The organism is Pseudomonas sp. 21LCFQ02 (assembly GCF_024129895.2).
Lineage (GTDB): Bacteria > Pseudomonadota > Gammaproteobacteria > Pseudomonadales > Pseudomonadaceae > Aquipseudomonas.
In genome coordinates, this window is record NZ_CM178749.1 from 629,881 (window position 1) to 655,192 (window position 25,312).

The 25,312-nt window shown below is 60.8% G+C and carries 25 protein-coding genes and 1 rRNA gene; 15 read left to right on the forward strand and 11 right to left on the reverse strand.

Annotation, left to right across the window (positions count from 1 at the left end; genetic code table 11):
* Positions 1-117 precede the first annotated feature (117 nt).
* A 16S ribosomal RNA gene (locus NJC40_RS02935) occupies positions 118-1,654 on the reverse strand.
* Between the two features lie 729 nt (positions 1,655-2,383).
* On the opposite strand from NJC40_RS02935, the gene NJC40_RS02940 reads away from it, so the two are divergent.
* From NJC40_RS02940 to NJC40_RS02950, 3 genes are all read left to right on the forward strand, one after another.
* Positions 2,384-3,046, forward strand: a complete 663-nt coding sequence (locus tag NJC40_RS02940; protein WP_045483811.1) for a TetR/AcrR family transcriptional regulator — start codon at positions 2,384-2,386, stop codon at positions 3,044-3,046.
* Between the two features lie 33 nt (positions 3,047-3,079).
* Entirely contained in the window at positions 3,080-3,673 is a 594-nt protein-coding gene (locus NJC40_RS02945) for an IMPACT family protein (RefSeq protein WP_045483814.1), read from the forward strand.
* 418 nt (positions 3,674-4,091) lie between these two features.
* Positions 4,092-4,778, forward strand: coding sequence for an SDR family oxidoreductase (locus NJC40_RS02950; protein WP_253141653.1), 687 nt, complete (start codon positions 4,092-4,094; stop codon positions 4,776-4,778).
* Between the two features lie 40 nt (positions 4,779-4,818).
* On the opposite strand, the gene NJC40_RS02955 is transcribed toward NJC40_RS02950, so the two are convergent.
* A complete protein-coding gene (locus NJC40_RS02955; protein ID WP_253141651.1) occupies positions 4,819-5,910 on the reverse strand; it encodes a calcium:cation antiporter in 1,092 nt (363 codons plus the stop codon).
* A 165-nt stretch (positions 5,911-6,075) separates the two neighbouring features.
* Between NJC40_RS02955 and NJC40_RS02960 the strand changes: the two genes are divergently transcribed.
* Complete coding sequence (locus NJC40_RS02960; RefSeq protein ID WP_045483822.1) at positions 6,076-7,029, forward strand: adenosine deaminase; 954 nt, start codon at positions 6,076-6,078, stop codon at positions 7,027-7,029.
* A gap of 6 nt (positions 7,030-7,035) precedes the next feature.
* Here the strand turns inward: NJC40_RS02960 and NJC40_RS02965 are convergent, their stop codons facing one another.
* Positions 7,036-7,728 (reverse strand): ArsR/SmtB family transcription factor, encoded by a 693-nt coding sequence (locus NJC40_RS02965; protein ID WP_253141649.1) that lies wholly within the window; start codon positions 7,726-7,728, stop codon positions 7,036-7,038.
* A gap of 227 nt (positions 7,729-7,955) precedes the next feature.
* Positions 7,956-8,867, reverse strand: a complete 912-nt coding sequence (gene vimR / locus NJC40_RS02970; protein WP_253141647.1) for a transcription regulator VimR — start codon at positions 8,865-8,867, stop codon at positions 7,956-7,958.
* 113 nt (positions 8,868-8,980) lie between these two features.
* On the opposite strand from vimR, the gene NJC40_RS02975 reads away from it, so the two are divergent.
* Entirely contained in the window at positions 8,981-9,991 is a 1,011-nt protein-coding gene (locus tag NJC40_RS02975) for a zinc-binding alcohol dehydrogenase family protein (RefSeq protein ID WP_253141644.1), read from the forward strand.
* Here the strand turns inward: NJC40_RS02975 and NJC40_RS02980 are convergent.
* Positions 9,988-11,166 carry a multidrug effflux MFS transporter gene (locus NJC40_RS02980; protein WP_253141642.1) on the reverse strand — a complete coding sequence of 393 codons (1,179 nt, stop codon included), beginning with the start codon at positions 11,164-11,166 and terminating at the stop codon, positions 9,988-9,990. The two genes, NJC40_RS02975 and NJC40_RS02980, sit on opposite strands and share 4 nt — an antisense overlap.
* A 76-nt stretch (positions 11,167-11,242) precedes the next feature.
* Entirely contained in the window at positions 11,243-11,440 is a 198-nt protein-coding gene (locus tag NJC40_RS02985; protein WP_045483838.1) for a heavy-metal-associated domain-containing protein, read from the reverse strand.
* A gap of 145 nt (positions 11,441-11,585) precedes the next feature.
* Here NJC40_RS02985 and NJC40_RS02990 point away from each other — a divergent pair, with 145 nt between their 5' ends.
* The 3 genes from NJC40_RS02990 to cueR all read left to right on the forward strand — a co-directional run bounded on the left by NJC40_RS02990 (position 11,586) and on the right by cueR (position 14,628).
* Complete coding sequence (locus NJC40_RS02990) at positions 11,586-11,963, forward strand: hypothetical protein (protein WP_045483841.1); 378 nt, start codon at positions 11,586-11,588, stop codon at positions 11,961-11,963.
* A gap of 68 nt (positions 11,964-12,031) precedes the next feature.
* Complete coding sequence (locus NJC40_RS02995) at positions 12,032-14,221, forward strand: heavy metal translocating P-type ATPase (protein ID WP_253141639.1); 2,190 nt, start codon at positions 12,032-12,034, stop codon at positions 14,219-14,221.
* Complete coding sequence (cueR, locus tag NJC40_RS03000; protein WP_045483848.1) at positions 14,218-14,628, forward strand: Cu(I)-responsive transcriptional regulator; 411 nt, start codon at positions 14,218-14,220, stop codon at positions 14,626-14,628. The genes NJC40_RS02995 and cueR overlap by 4 nt, the downstream gene beginning before the upstream one ends.
* Before the next feature lie 6 nt (positions 14,629-14,634).
* On the opposite strand, the gene NJC40_RS03005 is transcribed toward cueR, so the two are convergent.
* From NJC40_RS03005 to NJC40_RS03025, 5 genes are all read right to left on the reverse strand, one after another.
* Complete coding sequence (locus tag NJC40_RS03005) at positions 14,635-15,531, reverse strand: PA4780 family RIO1-like protein kinase (protein WP_045483851.1); 897 nt, start codon at positions 15,529-15,531, stop codon at positions 14,635-14,637.
* 156 nt (positions 15,532-15,687) lie between these two features.
* Positions 15,688-16,494, reverse strand: coding sequence for an AraC family transcriptional regulator (locus NJC40_RS03010; RefSeq protein WP_253141636.1), 807 nt, complete (start codon positions 16,492-16,494; stop codon positions 15,688-15,690).
* 73 nt (positions 16,495-16,567) lie between these two features.
* Positions 16,568-17,983 carry a DUF726 domain-containing protein gene (locus NJC40_RS03015; protein ID WP_045483856.1) on the reverse strand — a complete coding sequence of 472 codons (1,416 nt, stop codon included), beginning with the start codon at positions 17,981-17,983 and terminating at the stop codon, positions 16,568-16,570.
* A gap of 22 nt (positions 17,984-18,005) precedes the next feature.
* Positions 18,006-18,284, reverse strand: a complete 279-nt coding sequence (locus NJC40_RS03020; RefSeq protein ID WP_045483859.1) for a hypothetical protein — start codon at positions 18,282-18,284, stop codon at positions 18,006-18,008.
* Between the two features lie 100 nt (positions 18,285-18,384).
* Positions 18,385-19,662, reverse strand: a complete 1,278-nt coding sequence (locus NJC40_RS03025) for an acetyl-CoA C-acetyltransferase (protein WP_253141634.1) — start codon at positions 19,660-19,662, stop codon at positions 18,385-18,387.
* A 283-nt stretch (positions 19,663-19,945) separates the two neighbouring features.
* On the opposite strand from NJC40_RS03025, the gene NJC40_RS03030 reads away from it, so the two are divergent.
* The 7 genes from NJC40_RS03030 (at position 19,946) to NJC40_RS03060 (ending at position 25,194) form a co-directional block, all read left to right on the forward strand.
* Positions 19,946-21,301 carry a 3-oxoacyl-ACP reductase gene (locus NJC40_RS03030; RefSeq protein WP_253141632.1) on the forward strand — a complete coding sequence of 452 codons (1,356 nt, stop codon included), beginning with the start codon at positions 19,946-19,948 and terminating at the stop codon, positions 21,299-21,301.
* A gap of 45 nt (positions 21,302-21,346) precedes the next feature.
* On the forward strand, positions 21,347-22,201 hold the full coding sequence (locus tag NJC40_RS03035) for a MaoC family dehydratase (protein ID WP_253141629.1): 855 nt from the start codon (positions 21,347-21,349) through the stop codon (positions 22,199-22,201).
* A 255-nt stretch (positions 22,202-22,456) separates the two neighbouring features.
* Positions 22,457-22,888 (forward strand): hypothetical protein, encoded by a 432-nt coding sequence (locus tag NJC40_RS03040; protein ID WP_253141626.1) that lies wholly within the window; start codon positions 22,457-22,459, stop codon positions 22,886-22,888.
* A 23-nt stretch (positions 22,889-22,911) separates the two neighbouring features.
* On the forward strand, positions 22,912-23,217 hold the full coding sequence (locus NJC40_RS03045; protein ID WP_045483870.1) for a MazG-like family protein: 306 nt from the start codon (positions 22,912-22,914) through the stop codon (positions 23,215-23,217).
* Positions 23,214-23,981: a methyltransferase domain-containing protein gene (locus NJC40_RS03050; protein ID WP_253117427.1), complete on the forward strand. Its 768-nt coding sequence runs from the start codon at positions 23,214-23,216 to the stop codon at positions 23,979-23,981. Before NJC40_RS03045 ends, NJC40_RS03050 begins: the two co-directional genes overlap by 4 nt.
* A gap of 16 nt (positions 23,982-23,997) precedes the next feature.
* Positions 23,998-24,612, forward strand: coding sequence for a DUF4136 domain-containing protein (locus tag NJC40_RS03055; protein WP_253141623.1), 615 nt, complete (start codon positions 23,998-24,000; stop codon positions 24,610-24,612).
* Between the two features lie 18 nt (positions 24,613-24,630).
* On the forward strand, positions 24,631-25,194 hold the full coding sequence (locus NJC40_RS03060; protein ID WP_253141621.1) for a DUF4136 domain-containing protein: 564 nt from the start codon (positions 24,631-24,633) through the stop codon (positions 25,192-25,194).
* Positions 25,195-25,312: the final 118 nt, after the last annotated feature.

Consider the following 25,312-nt stretch of genomic DNA (forward strand, 5'->3'; position numbering starts at 1 on the left):
ATCAGCATTCACCATGGCAGCCATGGAATGCTCATTTCTAAACTTTGATGCAGAGGCATCTTCTTCAATGAATCAAGCAATTCGTGTGGGAACTTACGACGCAGCTGGGTCGTCGATTAAGGAGGTGATCCAGCCGCAGGTTCCCCTACGGCTACCTTGTTACGACTTCACCCCAGTCATGAATCACACCGTGGTAACCGTCCTCCCGAAGGTTAGACTAGCTACTTCTGGTGCAACCCACTCCCATGGTGTGACGGGCGGTGTGTACAAGGCCCGGGAACGTATTCACCGCGACATTCTGATTCGCGATTACTAGCGATTCCGACTTCACGCAGTCGAGTTGCAGACTGCGATCCGGACTACGATCGGTTTTGTGAGATTAGCTCCACCTCGCGGCTTGGCAACCCTCTGTACCGACCATTGTAGCACGTGTGTAGCCCAGGCCGTAAGGGCCATGATGACTTGACGTCATCCCCACCTTCCTCCGGTTTGTCACCGGCAGTCTCCTTAGAGTGCCCACCATAACGTGCTGGTAACTAAGGACAAGGGTTGCGCTCGTTACGGGACTTAACCCAACATCTCACGACACGAGCTGACGACAGCCATGCAGCACCTGTCTCAATGTTCCCGAAGGCACCAATCCATCTCTGGAAAGTTCATTGGATGTCAAGGCCTGGTAAGGTTCTTCGCGTTGCTTCGAATTAAACCACATGCTCCACCGCTTGTGCGGGCCCCCGTCAATTCATTTGAGTTTTAACCTTGCGGCCGTACTCCCCAGGCGGTCAACTTAATGCGTTAGCTGCGCCACTAAAATCTCAAGGATTCCAACGGCTAGTTGACATCGTTTACGGCGTGGACTACCAGGGTATCTAATCCTGTTTGCTCCCCACGCTTTCGCACCTCAGTGTCAGTATGAGCCCAGGTGGTCGCCTTCGCCACTGGTGTTCCTTCCTATATCTACGCATTTCACCGCTACACAGGAAATTCCACCACCCTCTGCCCTACTCTAGCTTGCCAGTTTTGGATGCAGTTCCCAGGTTGAGCCCGGGGATTTCACATCCAACTTAACAAACCACCTACGCGCGCTTTACGCCCAGTAATTCCGATTAACGCTTGCACCCTCTGTATTACCGCGGCTGCTGGCACAGAGTTAGCCGGTGCTTATTCTGTCGGTAACGTCAAAATCGTCACGTATTAGGTAACGACCCTTCCTCCCAACTTAAAGTGCTTTACAATCCGAAGACCTTCTTCACACACGCGGCATGGCTGGATCAGGCTTTCGCCCATTGTCCAATATTCCCCACTGCTGCCTCCCGTAGGAGTCTGGACCGTGTCTCAGTTCCAGTGTGACTGATCATCCTCTCAGACCAGTTACGGATCGTCGCCTTGGTGAGCCTTTACCCCACCAACTAGCTAATCCGACCTAGGCTCATCTGATAGCGTGAGGTCCGAAGAGCCCCCACTTTCTCCCGTAGGACGTATGCGGTATTAGCGTCCGTTTCCGGACGTTATCCCCCACTATCAGGCAGATTCCTAGGCATTACTCACCCGTCCGCCGCTCTCAAGAGAAGCAAGCTTCTCTCTACCGCTCGACTTGCATGTGTTAGGCCTGCCGCCAGCGTTCAATCTGAGCCATGATCAAACTCTTCAGTTCAATACTGCTTGGGTTTTGAGAAAACCCTAAACTTGGCTCAGCAATCTCAAATGACTATGTGATTTCTCGCATGGCCACTTACGTTGCTGATAATCTGTTGACTCTCAGTCTGACAGCGCAAGCACCCACACGAATTGCTTGATTCAATTGTTAAAGAGCGGTTGGTTGAGCCTTTCGCTTCAACCGAGGCGCGCATTCTACGCTAACCTCTTGTTCTGTCAAGCATTTATTTTCAGAAGTTTCAAACTCATTCAAAACTTCGAAACGCTAGAACCGAACAGCGTGCCGAGCATCTTTCGACTAACTCGTCAGCGGGACGCGAATCTTACAGCATCCTAAGTTGCTGTCAACTGCCTTTTTTCACCGCCGGAGCCAGGAGGCTCGCACAACCCTCAACCCTTTCTGAACAGCTAACTCGTTGATTACCAAGGAGTTTCTCGTTCATTCCGCGTTGGAAGTGGTGCGCATTATAAGGACATCTGAAACCCCGTCAACCGTTAATTTCAAATATCTCGAAATTAACCAGCCAAGCCCGTAAAACGGCTGCCGATAGCCTCCCGTCATCCGCACCTTATATATAGAGAGAGAGATAAGGAGTCTATGCCACGGGGCACGAGAAGACGACACCACACCGTAAGATTGTCAGACAAAATTACCAATTAAGCTTGTAGGAACCTTACAGGTACGTTATCTCTGCACCCTTGAACGACAGCCCTGCGGAATTGCCACATGCCTCTTGAAGTCCCTGCGCACAGCTCATCGCCAAGCAAGCCTGCCAGTCGTATCCGGCAGCGAAACCAGCAGCTCATCCTCAGAGCGGCCGAAGACGAATTTGCCCGGCATGGTTTCAAGGGCACCAGTATGAACACCATCGCGCTGAATGCTGGTTTGCCCAAGGCGAATCTGCATTACTACTTCAGCAACAAGCTGGGCCTGTACATCGCGGTCCTGAGCAACATCATCGGGCAATGGGACGAAACCTTCAGTCACCTGAGCGCCGAGGATGACCCCGCCGAGGCACTCGCTTCTTATATACGGACCAAAATGGAGTTCTCCAGGCGCTATCCACAGGCGTCGCGCATCTTCGCCATGGAGATCATCAGTGGCGGCGAATGCCTGAGTGAGCATTTCAATAAGGACTACTGCCTCTGGTTCCAGGGACGGGTTGCCGTGTTCCAGGCCTGGATCGATGCCGGCAAGATGGACCCCGTCGACCCGGTTAACCTGATTTTCCTGCTGTGGGGCAGCACCCAGCATTACGCTGACTTCGCCAGCCAGATCTGTCGTGTTACCGGGCGCAGCCGGCTGAGCCGCCAGGACATGGACCTGGCCACCGAGAATCTGATCCGCATCATCCTCAAAGGTTGTGGGTTAGTGCCGCCGGCCTTGTAAAATGCGCATCCCGCAATCAGACGGATGCAGCGCATGCCCTCTACCCTTGCCGGCTTTTGCGAGTTCCGCGAAGAAATCCGTAAAAGCCGCTTCATCACCTTCGCCGGCCCCGTCTCAAGCCCCGCCCAAGCGCAGGCCTTCATTGAGCAGCACAGCGACCTGAACGCCACCCACAACTGCTGGGCCTGGAAACTGGGTAGCCAGTACCGCAGCAATGATGACGGCGAACCGGGTGGCACGGCAGGCCGACCCATTCTCGCCGCCATTGAAGCGCAAGACTTTGATCAAGTGGTCGTTCTGGTGATTCGCTGGTACGGCGGTATCCAGTTGGGCACCGGCGGCCTCGCCCGCGCTTATGGCGGCGGCGCGAATAAATGCCTGCAGCAGGCTGAACGAGTGCTGCTGATCAACCGCGAAGCGTTCAGCCTGGCGTGCAGTTTCAGTGAGCTGGCCCTGGTCAAGTTACGCCTCAGCGAGGCCGATGCCCTTATAGAAGAAGAAAGCTTTACCGCCAACGGGGTACAGCTGGACATTGCCGTCAGCCCGGAGCAACTGGAAACCCTGCGCCGACAACTGGCCGATCTGAGCCGCGGGCGGATTTTACTGCACTCATCGAACGCAGACTGAGCGACATACTTGCCCACATCTGCTGTGGGCCTGATTGTGGATAAGCTGAGCACATTACCCCAAGAGCCTTACCGGACAAGACCTGCAGAGTATTGGTCGTTTTTTGTTCAAACCCCTGGTATTTACTAAAAATGGCAGACAAACAAGCACTTAAGCGTTTTTCAAAGCTATCAGCCCAAGCAGTTATCCCCACCTCAGCAGGTTTCGCACATTAACTGTGGAGCAGCCTGTGGATAACAGGTGCACGCCTGACGCTATGGCATGTCGCGCCGGGGCCGCGAACAATCGCTCGTTTTTTGACCAGAATTTGAATGCACTCTCGGCCAATCAGAGGATCTGAAACAAGGTATCCACAGGCCAGAGCCTGGAGTAGGCTGCGAGACCTGATGCCATCGCTATCCACAACAAGGAGTTTTCCATGCCCGCTGAAAAAACGGCGCTGATCATTGGCGCATCTCGCGGCCTGGGCCTGGGTCTTGTACAGCGCCTGACAGAACAGAACTGGAAAGTCACCGCCACCGTACGCGATCCGTTCAAGGCCGACGCACTCAGAGCCAACCCCGATGTCCGCATCGAGACACTGGACATTGATGAAAACGCTTCGGTAGAGGTCTTGCTGCAAAAGCTCAAGGGCGAAGTGTTCGATGTGCTGTTCGTCAATGCCGGCGTGCTCGGCGCCGCGCACCAGAGCGCTGCGCAGTCCACTGCCGCAGAGCTGGGCCAACTGTTCATGACCAATGCGGTGGCGCCGATCCGCCTGGCCGAATACCTGATCGAACAGATTCGCCCCGATACCGGCGTAGTGGCCTTCATGAGTTCAGTGCTGGGCAGCGTTGCCTGCCCGGACGGCGACACGCTGGGCCTGTACAAAGCCAGCAAGGCCGCGCTCAACTCCATGACCAATACCTTCGTTGGCAAACTGCCAGAGCCTCGCCCGACTGTGCTGTCACTGCATCCGGGCTGGGTCAAGACCGACATGGGTGGCGAAAACGCCGAGATCGACGTGCTGACCAGCACCACTGGCCTGGTCAAGCAACTGACCGACTATGCCGGCAAGGGCGGTCACCACTTTATCAACTACAAGGGCGAAACCATCGCCTGGTGACCCGCCGAGCAAGTGCCTGTGTTATCCACAGGCATTCTCCTCACAATCCAAGGCATGAAAGCATGATGAACGTGGCAAACAGCACGAAGTGCGTCATGCCCTCGATGGCGTTGGTCTGCCCGTCATTGAGATTGATCGCACAGACCAGCAAAGTGATGAATACCATGACTGTCTGCACCGGTGTCATGGCCATCTGAAACGGCTGGTCGTTGTACAGCGCCATCGCTTCCATGACCGGTACGGTGAGAATCACTGTGGATAACGACGCGCCCAGCGCAATGTTGACCACCGCCTGCATCCGGTTGGCCAGCGCCGCACGCAAAGCGGTGAGAATTTCCGGAGAGGCCGAGATTGCCGCGACCAGGATTGCGGTCATCACCGGCGGTGCGCCGCTGCCCTCCAGCCCCAGATCCAGGGTCTGGGCCATGACCTCGGCCAATGCGCCAATCACAACAACGCCCAGCACCAGAATGGCGATAGACATGCTCAGCTTACTGGCGCCGCCTGCGTGCTGGGCGGCGTCCTGGCGGTGCTTCTTTTCCGGGTAGTTGTAGCTGAAAAAGTAACTGTGCGGGCCGACCTGCATGCGCAGAAACAACGCGTAGAGCACCACCATCGCGCCGATGGTGAACATTGAATAAAGCTTCCAGTCACCCTGCGGGATGAACTCCGGCACGACCATCGACACGCCCATGGCCGTCAGAATCATCACACTGTAGGTACGCGCCGAACTGTCGTTGTAGGCCTGCTCGCCGTGCTTGAGCCCGCCCATCAGGGCCGCAAGACCGAGAATGCCGTTGATATCGAGCATCACCGCCGCGTAAATCGTGTCGCGCACCAGAGTTGGCGAGGGTTCATTGCTCATCATGATCGCCAAGATAACTACCTCCACCAGCACCGCTGACAAGGTCAGAATCATGGTGCCGTAAGGATCACCGACCTTCTCGGCCAGGACTTCGGCATGATGCGCCACCCGCAGCGACGCGCAGACGATAAACCCCACCAGCGCCAGACCGGCCACCAGCGCCACGGTCTTGCCATTACCCAACAGCCAGTGCTCAAGCGAGTAAGCGCCAAGCGTCGCGATGATCGCCAGCAGCAGAAACTTTTCCTGCTTGAGTACAGAGCCCATGTGCGTGTCCCTTCGAGTAATACCAGTTGATTGCCGTCTCAGAGCCGTGGATGTGTCAAAAGGTTTCAAGATATCGACATAACCGTCCTCAAAGCCAGCTTTCTGCCCCGCCGCCGTCTTACCGGTTGTAAAATGCCGGGCCATTGCACCTGATGAGAACACACCATGTACGACTGGCTGAACGCCCTGCCCAAAGCAGAATTGCACCTGCACCTGGAGGGCTCTCTGGAGCCAGAACTGCTCTTCGCCCTGGCCGAACGCAACCGCATCGTCCTGCCGTGGAATGATGTAGACACCCTGCGCAAGGCTTATGCCTTCAACAACCTGCAAGAGTTTCTCGACCTCTATTATCAAGGTGCGGATGTGCTGCGCACCGAGCAGGATTTCTACGACCTGACCTGGGCCTACCTGCAACGCTGCAAGGCGCAGAATGTTATCCACACCGAGCCGTTCTTCGACCCGCAGACCCACACTGATCGGGGCATTGCGTTTGAAGTGGTGCTCAACGGCATTACCCAGGCGCTCCAGGATGGCCGCCAGCAATTGGGCGTCGACAGTGGCCTGATCCTCAGCTTCCTGCGCCATCTTAGCGAAGACGAAGCACAGAAAACCCTCGACCAGGCCCTGCCGTACCGCGATGCCTTCGTCGCGGTGGGCCTGGACAGTTCGGAAATGGGTCACCCACCGAGCAAATTCCAGCGGGTCTTCGATCGCGCCCGGGGTGAAGGCTTCCTGACCGTCGCCCACGCCGGCGAGGAAGGTCCGCCCGAGTACATCTGGGAAGCCCTCGACCTGCTGAAGATCCAGCGCATCGACCACGGCGTCCGGGCCATTGAAGACGAGCGGCTGATGCAGCGCATTATCGACGAGCAGATCCCGCTGACCGTCTGCCCGCTGTCCAACACCAAGCTGTGTGTGTTCGACGACATGAGCCAGCACAATATCCTCGACATGCTCGAGCGCGGCGTGAAAGTTACGGTCAACTCGGACGACCCGGCCTACTTCGGTGGTTACGTGACGGAAAACTTCCACGCCCTGTACACCCATCTGGGCATGACTGAGGACCAGGCCCGGCGCCTGGCCCAGAACAGCCTCGACGCCCGACTGGTCAAAGCCTGACGCTGGTCAGGCGGCAGAGGCGATCCTGCTGATTTCGCGCTGACCGTTGGACGACACCTGCAAGGTGTTGGACTCTTCGGTGGCGCGTAACCAGCCCATCTGGATAAACAACTGCAGCAGCCCAGCGCCCAGCGCGCCGCCCAGATGCGGGCTGTGCTCGTGGCGGTCGGGGCAGGCACAGACGGTTTCGCGTTCACGCTGAGCCAGGGCCGGAATGTAGATGCCGCGTTCGGCAAACTTGGCCATGCCTTTGCTGGTGACCTCGACACGCTGCTCTTGCTGCTCGATCCAGCCATCACCCAACAACCGCTGGTACAACTCGGCCGCCAGCTCACCGCCCAGATGATCGCAACACAGCCGTGCCCGACGCACTGGCGGCACCGGCACAGGTAGCGCCTGGCTGCGGCTGACCTGTTCGGCGCTAATCAGTGAAGCACTGGCCAGGGCCTGCACGGCCACACCGATCTGCGGCGCTGCCAGCCGAAAAAAACGCTTACGCCCGCGGGTTTCCTGCTTGAGCATCCCGCCCGCCGCCAGCCTGGCCAGGTGTGCACCCGCCGATGCGGTGGACAGCCCGGCCTGCAAGGCCAGCTCATCGGCTGGCCGGGCGGCGCCGTCGAGCAGCGCCCAGAGCATGGCACTGCGTTTGGGATCGGCCAGCAAGGCCGCCATCTGACTGATGCTAGGTACGTGTTCCATGTGTGTTAACTCCCTGTCGATACATTTTCCATCGCGCTGCCACACGACCCTCCATGGCATGAAGTACAACGCGATCCCTCCCCGGCCGGGATTATAGGCATGGCCTGCGAAGCCCCGACACGGGAAAACGGCCATCATCGACGAGGTGCCTGCCAGCCCTCAGGAGCACTCGCCCCATATTGGCACTCCACGGCAGATAGCATTATTAACGCCTGTCACTTTCCGAATTATCTGTAGGTTTTTTCTCCAAGCTCGGCACAGCGCTGACGCAGCATCTCCAGTAACAGATGCACGGGCCGGTTGAGTTGTGCCCGGTGGGTGCAGAGCAAATTCAGCGGCGTCGGCTCACCGAGCAGTTCCGGCATCAGCACCTTGAGGCGACCGGCCTGCACATCGCCGGCCACGTCCAGCCAGGACTTGTACGCCACGCCGGCGCCGGCAACGGCCCAACGGCGCACCACATCGGCGTCATCGCTGAAGCGGTCGCCACGCACCGTCAGGCTGATCTGGCGTTTACCATCATGAAAACGCCAATGGTCATGAACCCGCTCACCGAGCATGTACAACAGGCAGTTATGCTGCGCCAGTTGCTCGACCTGCTGCGGTTCACCATGGCGCACCAGATAAGCCGGCGAGGCACAGAGCACCCGGCGGTTATCGACCGCCACCGGCAGCGCCACCAGGCTTGAATCCTCAGGTTCGCCATAACGCAGGGCCACATCCACCGGCTGACGAAACAGGTCGGCAATACGGTCCCCCAGCAACAGGCGCACGCTCAGGTTCGGGTGCTGGCGCTGGAAATCATCCAGCCAAGGCAGCAGCAGGTTGCGGCCGAAATCCGACGGCGCTGACAACTGCAGTACTCCGCTGCACTGATCTTCACGCCCGCTCAGCAGGCGCTGCCCCTCCTCCAGGCTGGCCAGTGCCGCGCGGGCATATTGCAGAAAACCTTCACCTTCAGCCGTCAGCCGCAGGCTGCGCGTCGAACGGGCCAGCAGGCGTGCTCCCAATTGCTGCTCAATGCGTTTGAGTGCCGCACTGGCAACCGCCGCTGACATGTCCATGACCCGCGCCGCCGCCGACAGGCTGCCCAGCTCTGCGGCACGAACGAACAATTGCAGATCATCAAAGCGCAGCATAGCGAGCCTTATTTTCAAAAAAATATTGAAAGAGCCTACCGTTTTAGCCGGTTTTATCTGGCCTGCAAATAGTCAATCATCTGCCCATCCCGTTCACCACTCAGGAAGTGCCCATGAAAGCCATTGCCTACTACCAATCCCTGCCCATCAGTGACACCCAGGCGTTGCAAGACATCGAACTGCCAGCGCCGGTCGCTGGCCCGCGTGACCTGCTGGTGGAAGTCAAAGCCATTTCGGTCAACCCGGTGGATACCAAGATCCGCCGCAACGTACAGCCCCAGGATGGCGCCGCCAAAGTGCTGGGCTGGGACGTAGCAGGCGTGGTCAAGGCGGTGGGCAGCGACGTGACCCTGTTCCAGCCGGGCGACAAGGTGTTCTATGCCGGCGACCTGACCCGCTCCGGCGGCAATGCCGAACTGCATGTCGTGGATGAGCGAATCGTCGGCCACGCGCCCTCATCGCTGAGCTTTGCCCACGCTGCCGCATTGCCGCTGACCGCAATCACTGCCTGGGAGTTGCTGTTCGAGCGCCTGCAGATTGCCGAAGGCCAGGGCAAGGGCCAGAGCCTGTTGATTGTCGGCGCCGCCGGTGGTGTCGGTTCGATTCTGGTCCAGCTGGCCCGCCAGTTGACCTCGCTCAAGGTCATTGGCACCGCCTCACGCCCGGAAACTGCGGCCTGGGTACGCGAGCTCGGTGCCCACGAAGTGATCGATCACAGCCAGCCGCTGAGCGAAGAACTGCGCCGTATCGGCATCGAGCACGTCACCTATGTCGCCAGCCTGACCAACACTGAGCAACATCTGGATCAACTGGTCGAGGCCCTCAAGCCGCAAGGCAAGCTGGCGCTGATCGACGACCCGGATAGCCTGGATATCAAGAAGCTCAAGCGCAAGAGCCTGTCGCTGCACTGGGAGTTCATGTACACCCGCTCGATGTTCCAGACCGACGACATGCTTGAGCAGCACAAACTGCTGGAGCGCGTTGCGCAACTGATCGACCTCGGCACCCTGAAGACCACCTTCGGCGAACACTTCGGCGCCATCAACGCCGAAAACCTGCGGCGCGCCCACGCCCTGCTGGAAAGCGGCAAGGCCAAGGGCAAGATCGTGCTGGAAGGCTTTTAACCGCGCTGGGCCACCCAGCGCCGGGTCAGCACCGACACGCTCACCGCCAGTGCCCCGCACAGGCTGATCACCAGCGCCATCGGCGTGGCAGTGCCATCGTGCAGCACGCCCACCAGGCTGGCGGCACCTGCCGCCACGGTGAACTGCATACAGCCGAGCAAGGCCGAAGCGCTACCTGCGCGACGGCCTTGGCCGTCCATGGCACAGGCTGATGCATTGGGAATGATGCAGCCCAGGCTGGCCAGGCAGACAAACAGCGGCACCAGCAACGGCCAGAGTTGCTCGGTGCGCAGCAGGCTGATGCCCAGCACCGTCAGTGCTGCTGCCAGATAGACCCAGATCATCCGCGCCAGCATCCAGGCCGGGCCGAACCGGCGCAGCACCCGCGCGTTGACCTGCGCGACCAGAATGAACCCCGCCGCATTCGTGCCGAACAGCCAGCCGTAGTGCTCGGCGGGCACACCGTAGAGCTTGATGAAGACGAACGGCGAGCCGGCGATATAGGAGAACATCCCGGCCATGGCAATCCCGCCACTCAGCGCGTAACCGATGAACACCCGGTCCTTGAGCAGATTGAAATACTGCCCCAGCGCCCCCGACAGCGGCGCACGCGGCTGATCGGCGCGCATGCTCTCCGGCAACCCCACCGCCACGGCCACCAGACAGGCAGCACTGAACAGGGTCAGGGCCAGGAAGATCGATTGCCAGCCGTAGGCGTTGACCATCACCCCACCGAGCATCGGCGCCAGGATCGGTGCCAGGCCCATGACCAGCATCAGTTGCGAGAACACCTTGGCAGCGCCTATCGCGTCACAACGGTCACTGACAATCGCCCGCGCCACAACCATCCCGGCGCAGCCGCCCAGCGCCTGAACAAAGCGCGCCGCGATCAGCCATTCAAGGGTCGGCGCCAAGGCACAGACCAGCGACGCCAGGCTGAACAGCACCACACCGACCAACAGTGGCTTGCGTCGGCCAAAGCGGTCAGCCGCCGGACCGTAGACCAATTGGCCGATAGACAAGCCAAAGAAGTACGCGGCCAGGGTCAACTGCACATGTTGTTCGTCAGTGCCGAATGCCAGGGCCATCGCCGGGAAGCCCGGCAGGTAGAAATCGATCGCCAGTGGGCCAAACGCCGACAACGCGCCGAGGATCAGGATGATTCGCAGGTTCATGGAAATCCGTAAGCAAGCTAAGTATTCGCTAGTCTACCCGGCTTGTCGGACATTGGCCTCTCGACGCAGAGAAATATTACCGGGCCTGGGCCTGATAACCTTCCTCGGCGATCAGTTCAACAATGCGTTGAGCACTCAGTGCACTGTCGACGCGGGCCTGGCCGGCAGGCAGATCGACCTCGACCCGGGCTGCCGGATCTTCGCCCTGAATGGCGTTGATCACCGCCTTTACGCAGTGACCACAGGTCATACCTTGAACATTGAAGACTTGCATGCCATTAACCTCCTTAAGTGGAATGGGCCAATCGTCAACCTTGCCATCATGGCAAGGTCAAGTTTCTCGTGCATCTGCCGGGCTGGTATTCGTCCCGGCTCTGGGCCAAGCTTGTTCATCGTCGTCTATCACAGGAGTATCAGCGATGCGCTGGTCAGCACTGAGCCTCTGCGCCATCCTCGGTCTTTTCGCAGCAGCCCCCGCCGTTCAGGCCGAGGACTACGGCATCCTGATCATTTCCCGCGAGCGCCTGGAAGTTGGCAGCTCCTGTGAAATCGGCGTGTATATCCAGGACCAACTGGCCGGCCGGGTGTTCCAGGAACAGTCGGTGTCGTTCAACCTGCCGCCTGGCCCGGTGGATATCCGCCTGACCCGCCTGCCCGGCAATGTGGTCGGCTGCGCGCCCGGCATGGAAGCTCAGCAGGTCACGCGGGTGAATGTGCGCAGCGGCGACATCCTCAAGTACCGCATTGCGGCCAATATCAGCGGTCTGTATCTCAAGCAGGCCGACCTGAATTATTGATTGCCTTGACCTTGTCCATGGGTCAAGGTTGATCCTTGCAGGCATTGAGCCTTCAAGGAGTGAACACAATGCAAGAGCCCATCGCTTTCGACCTGCCGATCAGCGGCATGACCTGCGCCAACTGCGCCGGTCGGGTCGAGCGTGCACTGGCCAAAGTGCCGGGTGTCGACCAAGTCACCGTCAACCTGGCCAACGAACACGCGTATGTCCAGGCACAGCACGATACTGATCCGCAATCCCTCATCGAGGCCGTCAGCCGTGCCGGTTACAGCGCAAGCCTGAGCCCGCCGTCCAGCCAGGAGCGTGCGCAACACGGGCATCGCGAGCGCTGGTGGGTGCTCGCCGCGCTGCTGCTGGCGCTGCCGCTGGTACTGCCCATGCTGCTGACGCCGTTGGGTATTCACGCAATGCTGCCAGCCTGGGCGCAGTTCGCGCTGGCCACCCCGGTGCAGTTCATTTTCGGCGCACGCTTTTATGTCGCGGCCTGGAAGGCGTTGCGCGCCGGCAGCGGCAATATGGACCTGCTGGTTGCACTGGGCACCAGTGCCGGCTACGGCCTGAGCGTCTACGTCTGGGTCATGGCCGCCCCGGATCACGCACCGCATCTGTACTTCGAAGCCTCGGCCATGGTCATTGCCCTGGTGCTGCTCGGCAAACATCTGGAAAGCCGCGCCAAGCGCCAGACTGCCAGCGCCTTGCGCGCGCTGGAAGCGCTGCGTCCGGAACGTGCCTGGCAGGTCATCGACGGCCAGGAACGGGAAGTTGCCATCAGCGCCCTGCGCGTCGACGACAGGGTGCTGGTGCGCCCTGGTGAACGCTTCCCGGTGGATGGCCAAGTCATCGAGGGCCAGAGCCATGCCGACGAAGCGCTGATCAGCGGTGAAAGCCTGCCGGTGCCCAAGCACCCCGGCGATCAAGTGGTCGGCGGCGCCATCAATGGTGAAGGCCGCCTGCTGGTACGGGCCACGGCGTTGGGCGCCGAGTCGGTGCTGGCGCGGATCATTCGTCTGGTCGAAGACGCCCAGGCTGGCAAGGCACCGATTCAGCGTCTGGTGGATAAGGTCAGCCAGGTGTTCGTCCCGGTGGTACTGCTGATCGCCCTGATCACCTTGGGTGCCTGGCTGCTCTACGGTGCGCCGCTGGAAGTCGCGTTACTCAACGCTGTGGCAGTTCTGGTCATTGCCTGCCCTTGCGCACTGGGCCTGGCCACTCCGACAGCGATCATGGCCGGCACCGGCGTGGCAGCCCGGCATGGCATTTTGATCAAGGACGCCGAAGCGCTGGAGCGTGCCCATGAAGTCGATGTGGTGGTGTTCGACAAGACCGGCACCCTGACCCTTGGTAGCCCGCGCATCACCAACATGAGCGCCGCGAGGGTCAACGAAGAGCAACTCCTGCAATGGGCCGGCACCCTGCAACGCGGCAGCGAACACCCGTTGGCCAAGGCGGTGCTGGAAGTCTGCGAACAGTGGCAACTGCAACTGGAACTCCCGGAGCACAGCCACGCCCTGGCCGGGCGCGGTATTGCCGCCACCGTGAACGGCCGCCAGTTGGCGCTGGGCAATCGTCGCCTGCTGGACGAGAACGAGCTGCTGCCGGGCGAGCTGGCCGAGTCAGCACAAGCCTGGGAAGCCGAAGGACGGACCATCTCCTGGCTGATCGAGCTGGCTCCGCAGCCCGGCGTGATTGGCCTGTTTGCCTTTGGCGATACCCTCAAGCCCGGTGCCCGGCAAGCCGTGCAGCAACTGAACCAACGCGGCATCGCCAGCCACCTGCTGACCGGCGACAACCAGGGCAGTGCGCAGATGGTCGCGCGCGAGCTGGGCATCTTCGATGTGCACGCACAGATTCTGCCGGCCGACAAAGCCGCTATCGTCGACAACCTCAAGCGCAACAAGGTCGTCGCCATGGTCGGCGACGGCCTCAACGACGCCCCGGCGCTGGCGGCCGCGGATGTCGGCATTGCCATGGGCGGCGGCACCGATGTGGCCATGCAGGCCGCCGGTATTACCCTGATGCGCGGCGATCCACGGCTAGTGCCGGCAGCGCTGGAGATCAGCCGCAAGACCTACGCCAAGATCCGCCAAAACCTGTTCTGGGCCTTCGTCTACAACCTGATCGGCATCCCCTTGGCCGCGCTGGGCTACCTCAATCCGGTGCTGGCCGGCGCGGCCATGGCGCTGTCGAGTGTCAGCGTGGTGAGCAACGCCTTGCTACTGAAAACCTGGAAACCCAAAGACCCGGTGGAGCAACCATGAACATCGGTCAGGCAGCCAGCCGCAGCGGGCTGAGCGCCAAGATGATCCGCTATTACGAAGCCACCGGCCTGCTGCAGCCGGCACCGCGCAGTGACAGCGGTTATCGGCATTATCAGGACAAGGACCTGCATACCCTGGCGTTCATCAAACGCTCAAGGGACCTGGGTTTCTCGCTGGAGGAAGTCGGCAAGCTGCTGACCCTCTGGCAGGATCGCCAGCGCGCCAGCGCCGACGTCAAGGCCCTGGCCCAGCGGCACGTGGATGATCTGCAACGCAAGATCGAGGAAATGGCCAGCCTGCGCGACACCCTGAGCGAGCTGATCGAACACTGCCAGGGCGACCAACGCCCTGACTGCCCGATCCTCAAAAGCCTGGAATCGGGTGCCTGTTGTACCCGACGCTCATAGACCGGTTTATTGCATCCACGGCGGTGTCGGCTCTTCGTCCTGCCGCCCGTTTGGCGCATCGGCAGCCGCCAGGGCTGCCTGACGACGGGCCTCGTCGCGTTTGGCCGCTTCGATCTCGCGCATCACCCCACGCACATCGGCTTCGCGGGTCGAGTCCTGGAATTGGCCGGTCAGCGGCGTATCCGGGCTCAGGGTGCCGGCTTGATAATGGGCCCACATTTCCTTGGCGTAGCGGGTCTCTCTGAGCTCTGGGGCAAAACGTCCGAAGTAGGCGGCCATGTTGCCGACATCGCGCTCAAGCATGCTGAATGCATGATTGTTGCCCGCCGCATCCACCGCCTGGGGCAGATCAATGATCACCGGGCCGTCCGGGTCGAGCAGCACGTTGAACTCCGACAAATCGCCATGCACCAGCCCGGCACACAGCATCAGCACGATCTGGCGGATCAGGTAGGCGTGATACTCACGGGCCTGCTCCGGCTCCAGCTCGACATCGTTCAGGCGTGGCGCCGCATCGCCGTCACCATCGCTGATCATTTCCATCAACAGCACGCCATCGAGAAAGTCATAGGGCTTGGGTACCCGCACCCCGGCACTGGCCAGGCGGAACAGTGCTGCGACCTCGGCGTTCTGCCAGGCATCCTCGGCTTCCTTGCGACCGAACTTCGAGCCCTTGGCCATGGCTCGCGCCTGGCGGCTGTTACGAACCTTACGCCCTTCCTGGTATTCCGCCGCCTGACGAAAACTGCGCTTGTTCGCCTCCTTGTAAACCTTCGCACAGCGCAATTGCTTGCCACAGCGCACCACATACACAGCTGCCTCTTTCCCGCTCATCAGCGGACGCAGCACCTCGTCGACCAGACCGTCTTCGATCAGGGGTTCAATGCGTTTAGGAGTTTTCATCGGCTTTGAGTGGGGGTCCTTTGCCAGATACGCGTAAGTCGTCGTTATACGGCAATCCGCTACCAGCGAGTAGAGGGGCCGCTTGCTGATCTACACAGCAGGTGCATACAAATGTTTACCAATCGGGGTTGGAGTCACAGTTTTCACAGCCGTTCATCACTGCTTGAACAACTCTCCCGGTGTAAAACCAAACAGATTCCTGAAGGCTGCGATAAACGCGGAAGTCGAGTCATAACCGCACTGCAACGCGGTTTCCGTCACCCGGCTACCGTCTTGCAGTGCGTTCAGCGAGGCCAGCAAGCGCGCTCGCTGGCGCCAGCCACGAAAGCTCAGGCCGGTTTCACGCTGAAACAAACGCATCAGGGTTTTCTCGGATGTGCCCAGCCGTGCGGCCCACTCGTGCAGAGTCACAGGCAGACCGGGGTCGCGGATCAACTCGTTGCACAACGCCAACAGCCGCGCATGACGCGGCAGTGGCAGGCTGAAGCCGACCTCAGGCAAGACCGCCAGTTGATCGAGCAGCACGTGCACCAGACGCGCCTCGGCGCTGTCGTGTTCCGGGTAGGTGGATGGCAACTGACAAAAATGCTTGATCAGCTCGCGGGTCAAGGCCGTGACCTCCAGTACCCGGCAGCGCGGCGGTGCCCATTGGCAATCACGGCTGCGCACATACAGGCTGCGCATTTCAGCTTCAGTGGAGGTCACCACTTGATGCTCAAGCCCGGCCGGAATCCACACCGCCCACTGTGGCGGCGCGAAAAAGCTGCCCTCAGGGGTATGCACACCCAGCACCCCGCTGATGGCATAGGAAAACTGCACCCAGTCATGGCTGTGCGGCGGCGTCCAGGACCCGGCCCAAAGACTTTCGGCTCTGGCATAGAGCGGACGCGGCAAATCCACCAGGTCAGGAATACTGCGCTGGCCGGCAGCAGATGGCGCGCTGGCCTGTCCGTTGTTCAGCATTCTCGGCTCTTATAGCTAAAGTCGGTAATGGCTTCACAGAGTAGCCTGTCAGCCCGACACTGTACAAAAGGGCTTACATCAATCCTTCATCATCCAGCGTAATCCGGGCATAGAACACAATCGCCACGGTGGGAATCAGCGCTGAATAGCCTGGTCGCAGCGCCGTACCAAAGCGCGTCATCAGGCGTTGCAGCGGCGCGTTCCTGATTGCCCCCAGCACGCCTCTGACAGACCCGGCCACGCCGCTGACCGGCGGGGCGGTGGACGGGGAAACGGTTTTGAATGAAGCGGCCAGTGTCAGTCGCTCGGCCAGTTCATCGATGTGCCGGGCATAGGCATCCCAGGGCATGCTTCTAATACTGCTCAACGGCGCCTGGGCCAGCGGATGATCATCGACGAATGCGTGGGCGAAGAACGTCCTGAGCAGCAACGCCTCGACCTCGACGACGGTGGCGCAGTGATGCAAGGCATTTCCCAGGTCATACTGGCGGGCCAGCATGCTCAGTACCCGGGTGTAGGAAACCCCGTGACGGCGTGCGGCATTGAGCAGAAAGTGCCCGCCCACCAACTGGAACTCACGGGCGAAGGCGTAAGCCCGGTCCGGCTCATGCGCCTGCAGGCGCGTCCAGCGGCTGCTGCGCAGATGCTTGATGGCCTCATCCAGCAGGTAGGCTGGCGAGCGTCGCACCACGTCAAGCAAGTAGGCGTCCTGCAACACCGGATCGAGGTCGGCAACCGGCAACAACGCTGTATCCACCAGTGGCCCGTCGAAACCACTGAACTGCGTGGCCGCCAACACGTCGCCAAGACGCTTCCAGTAATGGTTGTGTCGATAACCGGTCATGCGCACATTGTCAAAGTGCTCCACCGGCATTCGGCCCAGGCTGCGCTCGCCGAGGTTGAGCAGCAGCACCGGGTCTTCACTGGACCAGGCATTGATCAGCCGCCCGGCGATGCGCGGGCGCAACTGCGCAGCTTCCTCTGCTTCGACCCGCACCGCCGCGCCCATCAACAGCACATCACCGATGGTCAAGTCAGGTTCGTTAGCAGCGTCCAGGTGCCTGAGCATGCTGATCAACAGCCGACCGCCCAGCGAATGGCCGATCAGGTTAATGCGTTTGACCTGCGGGTGATGCTGCGCCAGATAACTGCCCAGTTGCCGCAGCAGGACCTTGCCCATGTTCTCGGCACGGCTGCGAATGCGCGCAAAATGCATGGCCCGATCACCTGCCAACGCGGCAGCACCGGCCAACGGGTGCAAACGCGCGGCCGCCATCAGCAAACCACGGGAGCGGTTATCCATCTGCATGAAATGACTGGACGGCCAGAACGCCAGAACGTTGATGCTCTGGCGCAACTCGGCGGGGATGCTGGCCGCCAGCATGCGCCGGTCATCCAGGTCGTGACCGGCCGAATAGCCATGGACAAAGATATTCGCAACATCGCCGGTGGCGTTGGGCAGGGTCAGAAACTTGAAGTGAGTGTCCACCGGATGAAGTCTCGGCTCGCGTTCAATCGCGGAAGATAAACCGCTTGGCAATACGCTTGATAAGCCGCAAACAAAGCATGACCCCGGCCAGGGCAATCACCGCCTTGGCCACCAGCATGAACCAGGCTTCGATGTCGGCCGACAGCAAGCCCATCAGCCAGCCCATACCGGCGATCAGCAAGCCAATCAGCAACAGGCCGATATGCGGCTGCAGCCAACGCGTCCTGGCCCCCTTGTCGAACAGGTATAAGGCAACCCCTACCAGGGTCAGAAATACCAGTACCGCGATGATCAGTCCCATGCTCTACCTGAAGGGTTAGCCGAAAACAAACGCAGGCTGCGCGGGCCGATTATGCCCACGCTTGAACAGCTTTACCACGCGCCGGCCGTCCCGTCCGGAATCAGCGCTCCAGAATCGCGGTTACCCCTTGGCCACCTGCCGCACAAATCGAGATCAACCCGCGGCCCTGGCCGGCCACGTCCAGCAACTTGGCCAGATTGGCGACGATCCGCGCACCGGTGGCGGCAAACGGATGACCGGCCGCCAGCGAACTGCCTTTGACGTTCAGCCGACTCAGGTCAATGCTGCCCAAAGGCGCCGCCAGCCCCAGCCGGGTGCGGCAGTATTCAGGGTCTTGCCAGGCCTTGAGGGTACACAACACCTGTGCGGCAAACGCCTCGTGGATTTCATAGTAATCAAAGTCCTGCAGGCTCAGGCCATTGCGCGCCAACAGCCGCGGCACGGCGTACACCGGGGCCATCAGCAGCCCCTCGGCACCACGCACGAAATCCACCGCAGCCGCCTCGCCATCACGTAAATACGCCAGCACCGGCAAGCCGCGCTCTGCGGCCCACGCTTCACTGGCCAACAGCACCAGCGACGCACCATCGGTCAGCGGTGTGGAATTACCCGCTGTCAGGGTGCCATTGGCACTGCGCTCAAAGGCCGGCTTGAGGCTGGCGAGTTTGTCCAGGGTCAGGTCATCGCGCAGGTTATTGTCGCGGTTAAGGCCGCGGTACGGCGTCAGCAAGTCGTCGTGCCAGCCCTCGGCATAGGCCGCTGCCATTTTCATGTGGCTATCGAACGCCAGTTGATCCTGGCTTTGCCGATCAATACCCCAGGTCTGCGCCATCAGCTCGCAGTGTTGACCCATCGACAACCCGGTGCGCGGCTCGCCGTTGCGTGGCAGCTCCGGCTTGAGGTGCTGCGGGCGCAGTTGCAGCAAAGTCTTGAGTTTGTCGGCCGTGGACTTGGCCCGGTTGGCTTTGAGCAGAATATTGCGCAGCCCTTCGCTGACGCCGATCGGTGCATCCGAGGTGGTGTCGACGCCGCCGGCAATGCCACACTCGATCTGCCCCAAGGCAATCTTGTTGGCCACCAGCAGTGCGGCCTCCAGGCCAGTGCCGCAAGCCTGCTGGATGTCGTAGGCCGGAGTCTGCGCCGACAGCCGCGAGCCGAGTACGCATTCACGGGTCAGGTTGAAATCCCGCGAGTGCTTGAGCACCGCCCCGGCAACCACTTCGCCCAACCGCAAGCCATGCAGATTGAAGCGTTCGACCAGGCCTTCCAGCGCGGCGGTGAGCATTTCCTGATTACTGGCCGTCGCATAGGCGCCGCTGGAGCGGGCGAAGGGGATACGGTTGCCGCCGACGATGGCGACACGACGTGGCTGATTCATGGAAAAACTCCGTTTTTTCAGGATTCAGAAGAGCCTGCAGGGTGCCTCTAAAAACGTAGGCGAGGCAGCCAACGCAAGGCGAAAACAGGCGAAGAAGCGCAGTTTACGGGTTGTAAATGAGCATTCTGAGCCTGGTTTCAACGCGGCGATGGCAACGCAGGTAGTTTTTAGCGGTGTCCTACGGGCAAGTTGTTACACAAGATGAGCAGCACAGCGCATAGAAGAACAAATGTCGCATGGCTGTGGTCCACTGCTTTGAACCCAGACTCAAGGAGAGTATTCCATGCCGTCCGATCGCTACATCGATTTCGCCAATTCCGACATGGGTCGTCGCCTGGTGAAAGCCGTGGGCCTGCCCACACCGACACGCCTGGAACGCTGGCAGGCAGGCCGCCTGCGCCCTATCGAAGGCAACCTGCTGATCAGCGCAGGCCCGCTGGCCGATCAGGTTCGCCAGTTTGCCCCGCGGCTGACCGACGCTCAGTACAGTCTGGGCAATGACCTCCCCGATGCACCTCAGTGGGTCGCAGGGCAAAGCCCGCGCCTGAAGGCGGTAGTGTTCGATGCCAGCGGGCTGCATCGTGCCGAGCAACTGGTGCAACTGCGCGACTTCTTCAAGCCGGTGCTGCGCGAACTGGAGCGTTGCGCGCGGATCGTGATTCTCGGCCATGCGCCAGCCAGCCTCGACGATCCGCTGGCGGCCAGCACTCAGCAGGCCGTCGAAGGCTTCAGCCGCTCGTTGGGCAAGGAAATGCGTGACGGCAGTACCGTGCAGTTGCTGCAGGTTGCAACCGGCGCCGAAGCTCAGCTCGAAGGCGCGCTGCGGTTTTTCCTGTCCCCCAAGAGCGCATTCATTAGCGGCCAAGTGCTGCAACTGGAACTTAATGGCAATCAGGTCCAGGACTGGAGCCGTCCGCTGGCCGGACGCCGCGCACTGGTGACCGGCAGCGCCCGCGGTATCGGCGCGTCGATCGCCGAAACCTTGGCCCGCGATGGTGCGCAGGTGCTACTGCTCGATGTGCCGCAAGCCCGTGCCGAGCTTGAAGCGCTGGCGGCCCGGCTTGGCGGCCAGGCGCTGGCACTGGATATCAGTGCTCAGGATGCGGCCGAGCAACTGCGCGAGCGGCTGCCCGAAGGGCTGGATATTCTCGTGCATAACGCCGGTATTACCCGCGATAAAACCCTGGCCAACATGACCCCCGACCTGTGGGATGCGGTGCTCGATATCAACCTGCAGGCGCCGCAGCGGCTGACCCAGGCCTTGCTCGATAACGGCACCCTGCGCAGCAACGCGCGCATCGTGCTGATGGCCTCGATCAGCGGCCTGGCCGGCAATCGCGGCCAAACCAACTACACCGCCAGCAAGGCCGGCCTGATCGGCTACGCCAGAGCCATGGCGCCGATACTGAAGGATCGCGGCATCAGCATCAATGCCGTGGCACCGGGATTCATCGAAACGCACATGACCGAGAAAATGCCCTTCGCTCTGCGCGAAGCCGGCCGGCGCATGAACTCGCTGGGTCAGGGTGGCCTGCCACAAGACGTGGCCGAGGCGGTGGCCTGGCTGAGCCAATCAGGCAGCGGCGCAGTCAGCGGCCAGGTCTTGCGCGTGTGCGGGCAGAGCGTGATCGGCGCTTGAAATCCGTCAGGTAGCAACATGGCTGCCGATACAAGGAGAAACAAGATGACTGCACACTGGCGTTACCTGGATAACCTGCCACCCCTGCCAAGCCTGTTTTTCCAGGCGGCCTTGCGCCGCAAGGTCAGCGGCACCCGGTTGCCGGACCTGGGCCTGCGCAGTTGGGTAAGCGTCGATGCCGAGAAGCTTGCGGCCTATCGCAAAGTCTGCGGATTCGCCGACAGCCGCCTGTTACCGCCTACCTACCTGCATGTGCTGGCGTTCCCTTTGCAAATGCAATTGATGACCAGCGAGGACTTTCCCTTCCCGTTGATGGGGTTGGTGCATCTGGGCAACCGGATCAGTGTTCACCGGCCACTTGGCGGGGTCGGCAAGGTGTACGTGAGCATTCATGCCGGCAACCTGCAGCCGCATGCCAAGGGCGCGACTTTCAGTCTGTTTACCCAGATCGATGACGGGTTGGGGCTGCTGTGGGCAGAAGAAAGCACTTTTCTGTGCAAAGACGCCAAGGTCGATGGCGTGCTTAACGACGACGTCGAGGTTTCGCATGAACCGCTGAGCGAGGTAGCCCGCTGGGAAACCCCGTCATCCATAGGGCGCCAGTACGCCAGGGTGTCCGGGGACTACAACCCGATTCACCTGAGCGCGCCCAGTGCCAGGCTGTTCGGTTTCCCCAAGGCGATTGCGCACGGGATGTGGCTCAAGGCCCGGGCACTGGCTTCCCTGGATGATCATTTGCCTGACGCGAATATTGAAATTGCGGTGCAGTTTCACAAACCGCTGCGCTTGCCGGGGGCGGTGATCCTGTCAGCCAGCGCGGCCGGGTCGCATGGCCAATTGCAGGTGGATGGGCTCGAAGGCGGGATCAAGCATATGACCGGCAGTTGGCAACCGCTGTAGGACCGGCTTTAGCCGCAATGCTGTTCGGTTAAGCACTCTATGCCCCCGGTGGGAAGAGCCGGCCGGCGCTCCGGTTGCTCGCGAAGAGGCCAGTAAAAACACTACATCTGCTGTGCCTTTACCGGCCCTTTCGCGAGCAAGCTCGCTCCTACTGCACTTCAAATCAGCATTGAGGCGGGATTGGGCGGGCGGTTTGTGACGCTTGTCCGGGCTTGCTGTATCGTGGCGCCCCGATAAGCTCGATTGCCCGGAGGGATGAAATTGGATCTGTTTGACGATGACAAGCGGCTGGCCCTGAAGCCGGTCGTGGCCTTCAATGCGTTCTTGCTTGAGGCGTTCGCACAGGGTGCGTGTTCTTGCATTCGCTGCCAGAAGAGCAATGGCAATCAGGAAGGCTATACCGAACTGCATACGTTTGAAGCCGATGGCCGCAAGGTTGCCCGACAGTTCACCAAAACCCTGCCCGCCGATGTCGAAAGCGTGCTGAAGAAAGCCTACAAAGCGTTCTACAAGGCCGAGCTGCCCGCACTGAACGAGGCATTGCTGGGCGAGTTGCAGGCCATGGCCAATCACGACCTGGTGGGTCGGGTCAGGCTGCTGCTGGAAGTGTCTGGTCTGTTGGCCAGCGGCGCCGGCAGCGAGCCGCAAGCCGGTCAGGAACCAGAGCCAGAATTTGTGCTGGTGTAACCAGGCAGGCTGAGGAAACCACCATGAACCTTGAAGAACTCACCCAACGCCTGCACCGCATCCGCGATAACAACGACTGGAAGCAGTTTCACGCGCCGAAGAACCTGGCCATGGCCGCCAGTGTGGAGATGGCCGAGCTGGTGGAAATCTTCCAGTGGCTCAGCGAAGATCAGTCGCGCCAGTTGCCGCCGGAAAAACTCGCCCACGCAGGCCAGGAAGTCGGCGATATCGTGTTGTATCTGCTGTTGCTGTGCAGCGAGCTGGGGCTGGACATGGATCAGGTGGTGCGCAGCAAACTGGCCGACAGTGAGCGGAGGTTTGCCAAGTGAGCCAACAGCTCAATTCCAGCGACCGGCATTTCGACCAGTTGGCAACCCGCTTCGCGGAAAAAATCTACGGTGGCGCCAAAGGCGCGATTCGCCTGGCCGTGCTGCAAGCCGATTTGACCGAAGCACTGCCCGAGCGCCCGCTCAGGGTGCTGGACATTGGTGCAGGCCTTGGGCATATGTCGTTATGGCTGGCCGGTCGCGGCCATCAGGTTACGGTCAGCGAACCCGCCGCGCCAATGCTTGAGGGCGCGCGCCAACGCTTCGCCGAAGCCGGGCTGGCCGCCACCTTCATTCAGGCGCCCTGGCAAGAGCTGCCCGCCCTGCTGGATGAGCCCTATGACCTGGTGGTCTGCCACGCGGTGCTGGAGTGGCTGGCCGAGCCGTTCACCATCTTGCCGGTATTGCGGCAGTTGACCCGCGAAGACGGCTGGCTGTCGCTGGCTTTTTATAATCGCGACGCACTGGTGTACCGCAACCTGCTCAAAGGCCATTTCCGCAAGCTGCGCAGCAACGAGCTGGCCGGCGAAAAGCAGAGCCTGACCCCACAGGAGCCGCTCGACCCACGGCAACTGGCGACGCAACTTGCCGCGCTGTGGCGGGTCGAAACCCAAAGTGGCATACGGGTATTTCACGATTACATGCCCGTCGACTTCCAGAAGCGGGCTGATCTTGAGCAACTGCTGGAAATGGAACTGTCCCACCGCCGTCACCCTGCTTTTGCCGGGCTGGGCCGTTACCTGCACTGGATCTGCCGCCCCATGTAACACACCGGAGACTGCCATGTACGCTCGTCTTGCCTTGGTCACCATCACCTTGGGAATCAGTGCCTGTCAGAGCGACAACCCTTACCGCGCGCAGTCTGCACCGTTACCCACCGCGCCGGCCACGTCGGCACAAACGCTTGACCTGAGTGCCTATCCGGCAGCGCCCAGAGACTACACGCGCTATCGCAGTTGGGGCTGGCAAGACAACCGGCTGCCGGCCGGTTCAGCCTGGCTGGACGCCGCACAGGTCGCCGAGGCGGTGAGCAACGGCCTTGACCAGCGCGGCCTGCGCCCGGCCCGCAACGCCCCTGCCGATGTGCTGGTCAGTGCTGATAGCCGCCTGGAAACCCGGCTGCGTCAGGTGCGTGAAGACTACCCGGCCCCTTACTACAGCGGCGGGCTGGGCTACGGCGGTTATCGGCACGGCTACGGCGGCTATGCGCGGGTGCCGATGGTGCGCACTTATGAAGAACAGGTGCTGGTGGTGAGCATCCGTCTGTTCGACGCCCACAGTGGTCAGCCGGTCTGGAGTGCCAGTGCCGAAACCCGCAGCGGCAAGGATCAATCTTCACGCAATCAGGCCTTGCGCCAGGCTGTGCAAAAGGCCCTTACGGCGTATCCTCCCGGGTAACCTTTCGGAGCCACTGCCATGTACCTTCGTCTCGCCCTGCTGTCGTTTACCCTGCTGCTCAGCGCCTGCCAAAGCAGCCAGATCAACCGCGACTTCGACGCCCGCCGTGATTTCGCCGGCTATCGCAGTTGGAGCTGGCAGGAGCCTGCGGTGCAATATCAGCCAGCGGACCCGCGACTCAAGAGTGACCTGACCGAACAGCGCATTCGTGATGCGATCAACCAGCAACTCGACCAGCGCGGCCTGCGCCCGGCCAGCGCCGGAGCACCGGCTGACCTCAAGGTTCAAGCCTGGCTGATCGTCGAAGACCGCCAGCAACTGGTCAGCACCAATTACGGCGGCGGCTGGGGCCCATGGGGCGGCTACGGCTACTGGGGCGGACCGCTGGCCAGTGAAACCCGCAGCGTCGACTACAAGGTCACCACCTTGCAGATCGACCTGTTCGACGGCAAGGACGGCAAGCTGGTCTGGCGCGGCAGCACCGAGCGCATCCTGGAGCAGAACCAGGCCAACCCGGCGGCACGGGACACAGCGGTGCGCAACACCGTAGCCAAGATCCTGGAGCAGTATCCGCCACGATAAATAACCGGTTCGCGACTGAAGTCGCTCCTACAGTGTAATGCCGATCAGTTAAGCGACTTCGGACCTGGCTCAGTCCCAGTGGGAAGGAGTTCTACTCGCGACGAGGCCCGTAGAGCCG

Bases quoted from the DNA above. Each gene is read 5' to 3' on its own strand.
- NJC40_RS02940 (WP_045483811.1), top strand. From the start codon at position 2,384: ATGCCTCTTGAAGTCCCTGCGCACAGCTCATCGCCAAGCAAGCCTGCC.
- NJC40_RS02945 (WP_045483814.1), top strand. From the start codon at position 3,080: ATGCCCTCTACCCTTGCCGGCTTTTGCGAGTTCCGCGAAGAAATCCGT.
- NJC40_RS02950 (WP_253141653.1), top strand. From the start codon at position 4,092: ATGCCCGCTGAAAAAACGGCGCTGATCATTGGCGCATCTCGCGGCCTG.
- NJC40_RS02955 (WP_253141651.1), bottom strand. From the start codon at position 5,910: ATGGGCTCTGTACTCAAGCAGGAAAAGTTTCTGCTGCTGGCGATCATC.
- NJC40_RS02960 (WP_045483822.1), top strand. From the start codon at position 6,076: ATGTACGACTGGCTGAACGCCCTGCCCAAAGCAGAATTGCACCTGCAC.
- NJC40_RS02965 (WP_253141649.1), bottom strand. From the start codon at position 7,728: ATGGAACACGTACCTAGCATCAGTCAGATGGCGGCCTTGCTGGCCGAT.
- vimR (WP_253141647.1), bottom strand. From the start codon at position 8,867: ATGCTGCGCTTTGATGATCTGCAATTGTTCGTTCGTGCCGCAGAGCTG.
- NJC40_RS02975 (WP_253141644.1), top strand. From the start codon at position 8,981: ATGAAAGCCATTGCCTACTACCAATCCCTGCCCATCAGTGACACCCAG.
- NJC40_RS02980 (WP_253141642.1), bottom strand. From the start codon at position 11,166: ATGAACCTGCGAATCATCCTGATCCTCGGCGCGTTGTCGGCGTTTGGC.
- NJC40_RS02985 (WP_045483838.1), bottom strand. From the start codon at position 11,440: ATGCAAGTCTTCAATGTTCAAGGTATGACCTGTGGTCACTGCGTAAAG.
- NJC40_RS02990 (WP_045483841.1), top strand. From the start codon at position 11,586: ATGCGCTGGTCAGCACTGAGCCTCTGCGCCATCCTCGGTCTTTTCGCA.
- NJC40_RS02995 (WP_253141639.1), top strand. From the start codon at position 12,032: ATGCAAGAGCCCATCGCTTTCGACCTGCCGATCAGCGGCATGACCTGC.
- cueR (WP_045483848.1), top strand. From the start codon at position 14,218: ATGAACATCGGTCAGGCAGCCAGCCGCAGCGGGCTGAGCGCCAAGATG.
- NJC40_RS03005 (WP_045483851.1), bottom strand. From the start codon at position 15,531: ATGAAAACTCCTAAACGCATTGAACCCCTGATCGAAGACGGTCTGGTC.
- NJC40_RS03010 (WP_253141636.1), bottom strand. From the start codon at position 16,494: ATGCTGAACAACGGACAGGCCAGCGCGCCATCTGCTGCCGGCCAGCGC.
- NJC40_RS03020 (WP_045483859.1), bottom strand. From the start codon at position 18,284: ATGGGACTGATCATCGCGGTACTGGTATTTCTGACCCTGGTAGGGGTT.
- NJC40_RS03025 (WP_253141634.1), bottom strand. From the start codon at position 19,662: ATGAATCAGCCACGTCGTGTCGCCATCGTCGGCGGCAACCGTATCCCC.
- NJC40_RS03030 (WP_253141632.1), top strand. From the start codon at position 19,946: ATGCCGTCCGATCGCTACATCGATTTCGCCAATTCCGACATGGGTCGT.
- NJC40_RS03035 (WP_253141629.1), top strand. From the start codon at position 21,347: ATGACTGCACACTGGCGTTACCTGGATAACCTGCCACCCCTGCCAAGC.
- NJC40_RS03040 (WP_253141626.1), top strand. From the start codon at position 22,457: ATGAAATTGGATCTGTTTGACGATGACAAGCGGCTGGCCCTGAAGCCG.
- NJC40_RS03045 (WP_045483870.1), top strand. From the start codon at position 22,912: ATGAACCTTGAAGAACTCACCCAACGCCTGCACCGCATCCGCGATAAC.
- NJC40_RS03055 (WP_253141623.1), top strand. From the start codon at position 23,998: ATGTACGCTCGTCTTGCCTTGGTCACCATCACCTTGGGAATCAGTGCC.
- NJC40_RS03060 (WP_253141621.1), top strand. From the start codon at position 24,631: ATGTACCTTCGTCTCGCCCTGCTGTCGTTTACCCTGCTGCTCAGCGCC.